This window comes from Dethiothermospora halolimnae (genome assembly GCF_037577855.1).
GTDB lineage: Bacteria > Bacillota > Clostridia > Tissierellales > VENL01 > Dethiothermospora > Dethiothermospora halolimnae.
Map to the genome: position 1 here is coordinate 1 of NZ_JBAKFX010000111.1, position 5,264 is coordinate 5,264.

Here is a 5,264-nt window from a genome sequence, read left to right on the forward strand (position 1 = left end):
AGGTTAGACATTATACTTCTTTTCAAAATTAGTTAACATCTTATCTCATATTTATACGACGCTAGTCGCTTTTAAAAATTTTCGGATGAAAGTTTTGGTTTGAATAAATCTTCATGCGATTCCCGTGGAATTTTCATATTAAGTCTTGACATTATGTGAACTATTTATTATTATATATTGTTTTATGATATTTCTCAATTGAATATTGTTTAGACACTAAAATAGCTTAGTTTTTATAACATAAATAAAAACTAAGCTACTTTATAATACTTCCTAATTATTAATTATCTGGCTTTTGATAGGTAGAGGATCTACTATTTCTATAGTACCAGTTCCACAAGATTGTAAGTAAGCATCGTCTCCTTGTGGGTGCTCATCTCTATCATAAACATAGCCTTTAAATTCTTCTGTTTCATAAGTTATTTTAATAGTATTATTTACTGCTCTTTCATCTGTATAAATTCTATTATTTGTTTCTCCAAAATCATCAGATTCAAATCTCGGTCTAAATCTTTTGATTTGATGTGAGGAAGAACCTTTTCTATAATATGGTCTAGCATAATGTTTCTCTATATCAAGCCCTGCCCCTTTTACACTATAATCTTCCATGGAAGGTGGAGAACTTGGTACTCTAACATAACCTGGACTTCTTGTTATAACATTACCACAAACTCCTCCATGTGGGGATGGTGGTGGCATATTATCTCTATTAGTATAGTATTCTGTTTCTATATAGAAGTCAAACCATTGTCCTGCTATAACTTTTCCTTTTCTACCTGTTATATCTACATATCTTCCACCTGTTGATGGAGAAGCAAACATTACTCTGGCTTCAAATGTTTCATAGAAACTTTTATCATATTCATCATTACCGTGAACTATAACATCTTCGGCATAAGGATCGCACCATTTAATCGTCTTTGAACCATTCTCTGTTTGAACAGTTTTGGAATGTTGAACTCCTCCTACACCTTTATGATAATAAAATGTAACTGGACCCCAATTTATCCTCTTTCTAATGTATTCACATTCAAATTCTTGTTCTCTGTCAGGCTTATGTTTTATTACTTTAAAGTTATCACCTTTCCAATTGTCTTTGTAAGGTAAAGCCCTAAATCCACTAGGACCTCCATTCTTATCATTTCCATCTGTTTCATATTTTGTTTCAATATACTGTTTATCTGCATTTATAATAGCTTGAACAGAATGATTACCTTCTCTAACATATCTCTTATCAATTTTTCCATTTATATTAACTGTACTTCCAGATTTATTAAAATGTACTAAATCATATTTTTTATTATTATTAATTCTAACTGCTTTGCCATCTATAAGAACAATAAATTTAACATTATCAACATTTTGTAAGTTAGGAAAATCACTCTCCATATGAGCTTTTGCTGTATAGCCAAAGCTTTGTTCTTTAGAATACTCATCCTCTGCCAAAGTTATATTAGGAGGATTTACCTCAAAGCTTCTTAAAACTAGATTAAATACACATTTATATATCTTTAAGATTGAATCATCATCTTCATAATCATTTAAGCCCATTTCTTTATATTTTTTAGGGACTTGAGCTAATAAATCAAATTTGAAATCTACTCCCTTTAGTTCTCTTAACCAATATTCAGCTACTCTATTATTTTTATTTAACGTTATTGGTACTGTTAAAGTTTTAGTTTCAATCGAACCATCTGTCCTTTTAATATATAAATTAACTTCTGGATTTACTACTTCTTTTTCTCCATCTGTTTTTTCCATTTTTACATAAACATCATATCCTGTCACTTCAGGATAAGAATTAGTAGGCTTAAAAAAGTAAGTTGAGCTATCAGGATTTTTAGTATTAAATAACTCTCCATCGGTACTATATAATTTAAGTGCTGTTATAGCTAAATTTTCTCTTCCATTTATGGGGAACTCCAATCTCCTAACATCATCTTTTTTTATATATACATTATCTATACCATCGTACATATTAGGAATAAAGCTTGTTAAAATTAGTTTTGTTTTACTAAGTTCTAATGGAATGTGAATATCTATTACATACTCAGATTCTTCTTGTGGTTGTAATATTTTAGGTGTTTCAGGATTTATAATATCTCCTATTGTGCTATCTCTAGCTATTCCGAAATATTGACTTTCTAAATTATTTACTAAGCCCGAATTAATTATATTGTTAGTAGGGTTTTTACCTACATTTTTAATTTTAATATATGCTTTATAAGATTTATTTCTTTCTACTCCCTGTTCTTTTGTTATTGTATTGCCTTCATCATCTAGTAATTTAAATTCAGTTATGATTAAATCGCTCGGGTTTTTAGGTTCTACTTTAAATGTAATACTACTTTCGTCATCTTCTTTTTTCTGGTTATCATTTTTAACTTGGTCTGTACTTCTATAATAATTTTTTTGATAGGGGAACTGCCCTGTAAATGTTATTTGCTTTAATGGATTGCCATCCTCTGTGTATTCTGGGACTGTATAATCTATCTTATAAATAGCTATATTTTTAGGATTATCTAAGTTTATATTATCTCCTTCAACTCTAAAACCATCTTTTGCTACTCTTTTTAAGCTTGTTCTAGGATGATTTTCGCTTTCTATAAGTGGTACAAAATCATCTGCGTGGGAATAATCTTTATTGTTATTAAAAAATATATAGTTATTAATCTTAATCCCTTTATTGTATGTTCCTTCTTCACCTTGGCTATTCTCAAAGCCTACAAAAAACTTTTGTGTTATTTCCTGCCCTGCTTTTAAGATGTCTGTTTCTGGATTTAATTTCTTCCCTGTTTCTTTGTCTATAATTTCTACAGTGTTATAATTTCCAATAGGGTAATCTTTGCTTGCTATTCTCAGATTTTTTAAAGAAGTAAAACGTGGTGTTTGTATGCCACTATAATATCTTCCATTGTAATGTATTTCGTAAGCCTTTCCATAACTATTATAGGAAGGTATAGATATAACACTAAAATATTTAAAAAACATTTTTGTTTGGTTTTGTAATGTTGGATTTAACCCTTTTAATCTACATTTTTGTTGCATAACGTTTTCTAGATTATTATTAAAAGCTTTAAATGTAGAATACCATAATTGCCATTTTTCCCCTACTTTGCCTGTTTGCTCAAATTCTTTTTTAAATCTTTTATTAAAAGCACCTTCCACAATACCAAACCTACCCAATTTCCAAGGTTCAGCAATTATGCTATTTCTAATTGAGTAAGCACCTTTTCCAACATCTCTGGTAAATGCAAAATTCCCTTGTGTTTGGCCTAAATAGCTCATGCTGTATCTCCAATTCCCTGCTATACTGCCATCGCTCCAAAATTGTTTTTTAGAATTTGCTTTATTGTCTATAACTAAATTATAAAGATCTCCAGTTGTGTCTTTAAAATTCCAGTTAGGTTTATTTACATAACCTTTTTTAACCCTACTATCTGCTGGGTACTTTAAAGGGTATTTTCTTTTTAAACTATGTATATAACTTCCTCCTGTGTGATTGTATGTATTCATATAAACATCTAACATATCATATAAATTTTCTGGTTTTTTTAATGGAGAATAATTTGTATAATCACCTTTGTTGTTTGTAGTTGTATACATATGCTGTCCATTCCGCATATAGACTTCCCTGTCCATTAATTTTAGAAAAAGTGCATCCCCATCTGTAATCTCAAATAAGTTCCATTCATGACTTTTCCCAGTATAAGGCTCTTTAAAACTTTGTTTAATTGGCATAACATCCCCATTTTCTAAAACTAAGCCCTCCTCATTTTTATTCTTTTTATCAAAATTATCTGCATATAAACTTGTACTTGTAGCAATACATATTATAATAACTGTTAATATTAATTTTTTCACAAAATTGTCCTCCTTTCATTTTTTTATATAAATTTAATAATAAAAAAGACAGTTTCTTTAATTAACTGCCTTTTTTATCTTTACTTGCACTCCTATATTTTGTTTGTAAAATATATATTTGTAATCTCCATAAGTTAGCCATTTGTTTGTTATAGCCAATTTACCATCTCCGTTAAAGCCGTTGTCTAGTCTTCTAAATATTTCATTTCCTGTTTTAGTATTAGATGAATGTTGAAGTAGTTTTTTTGCTACTTGTCCATTTTCTCCATCAATGCTAGTAATTGTTAAATCGTAGTATTTTGACTTAGGAAAATAGAAGTACATTATAGCACCCGCAGGTCCTAAAATTCCCTTATCATCAAAAGTAATTTCCCCATTTTTTATCCAATATTTCTTTCTTCCATATTTTTTAGTTTTGGAAAATTGAGAGAAATATTTTTTAAGCTCAGGATCTTTATCAAATTGAATTGGTTTATCGGAGGAAGTTTTATCCTCTTTAATTTCTGGAGCTTCAAGATTTCTAAAAATATCTATTTTGTGATAACCTTTAAAGCTGTATTTCACTTCATAATCGAAAATTTCAGAAATAAATCTTAAAGGTAAATAAGTTCTTCCATCTTTTAGAATTGCTGGGGTGTCCATATTAGTTATGGAATTTGGACTTGTAATAATATTGCTTCCAATAATTAGTTTGTGTTCCCCTTCTATAATAACTTCCTGCTTAGCACCATTCCAATCTACTTTTTTACCTAAACCCTCTACAACTGCTCTAGCTGGAACAAGGGTTCTACTATCACTGTTTATAAACGGTTCTCCATATTCATCAGAAATCTTAAGCTCCTGATTATCTATAAAGATTTTTATATCTGCTTGTTTTTCCTTTGCGTATATGCTATTTCCTGCTAAAATTACTATTAAAAATACTAATATACTTGTTAATGCTAACTTTTTCATATTTTTTAACCTCCTTTTAATTTGTTTGTATAGAACATAATTTCTTTTGTTTTTTTATCTATATTATATTTTAGATATTTTTAAGATTTTTATAACAAAATTATGCTCTATAACCACCTTTTTTAAATATTTTTTATACTCTTAGTATGTCTTAAGAATGTTTATTTTTCAACCTTTTTAGTTTTTAACCTCCTTAAATTATTAAACCTTTTTATTGGTTTTATAATAATGTAGCATTTATATATTGTAGATAAATAAAATATATTTAAAAGAGAAATTTTGAATATTTTACTTATATAAGCATATAGTATATTAATCAAAAATAATTCTTTTTTCTTTTCTTTTTTATCATTTTTTATTTTCTTTTTTAAAAATCGCAAGGGGAAAGGAAAGAAGCATTATATACACGTTATATTTATTCACACACATTTCTCAAAATTTTTTCA

At 28.4% G+C, this 5,264-nt stretch carries 2 protein-coding genes; both read right to left on the reverse strand.

Translation table 11 applies throughout. The features are described 5' to 3' along the window. Window positions 1–273: 273 nt before the first annotated feature. Window positions 274–3,864 (reverse strand): hypothetical protein, encoded by a 3,591-nt coding sequence (locus V6137_RS20525; protein WP_425449814.1) that lies wholly within the window; start codon window positions 3,862–3,864, stop codon window positions 274–276. Window positions 3,865–3,921: 57 nt separating this feature from the next. Continuing rightward, window positions 3,922–4,818 (reverse strand): stalk domain-containing protein, encoded by an 897-nt coding sequence (locus tag V6137_RS20530; RefSeq protein WP_425449815.1) that lies wholly within the window; start codon window positions 4,816–4,818, stop codon window positions 3,922–3,924. Window positions 4,819–5,264: the final 446 nt, after the last annotated feature.

Coding starts and splice junctions, on each gene's coding strand:
- V6137_RS20530 (WP_425449815.1), bottom strand. CDS start 4,818: ATGAAAAAGTTAGCATTAACAAGTATATTAGTATTTTTAATAGTAATT.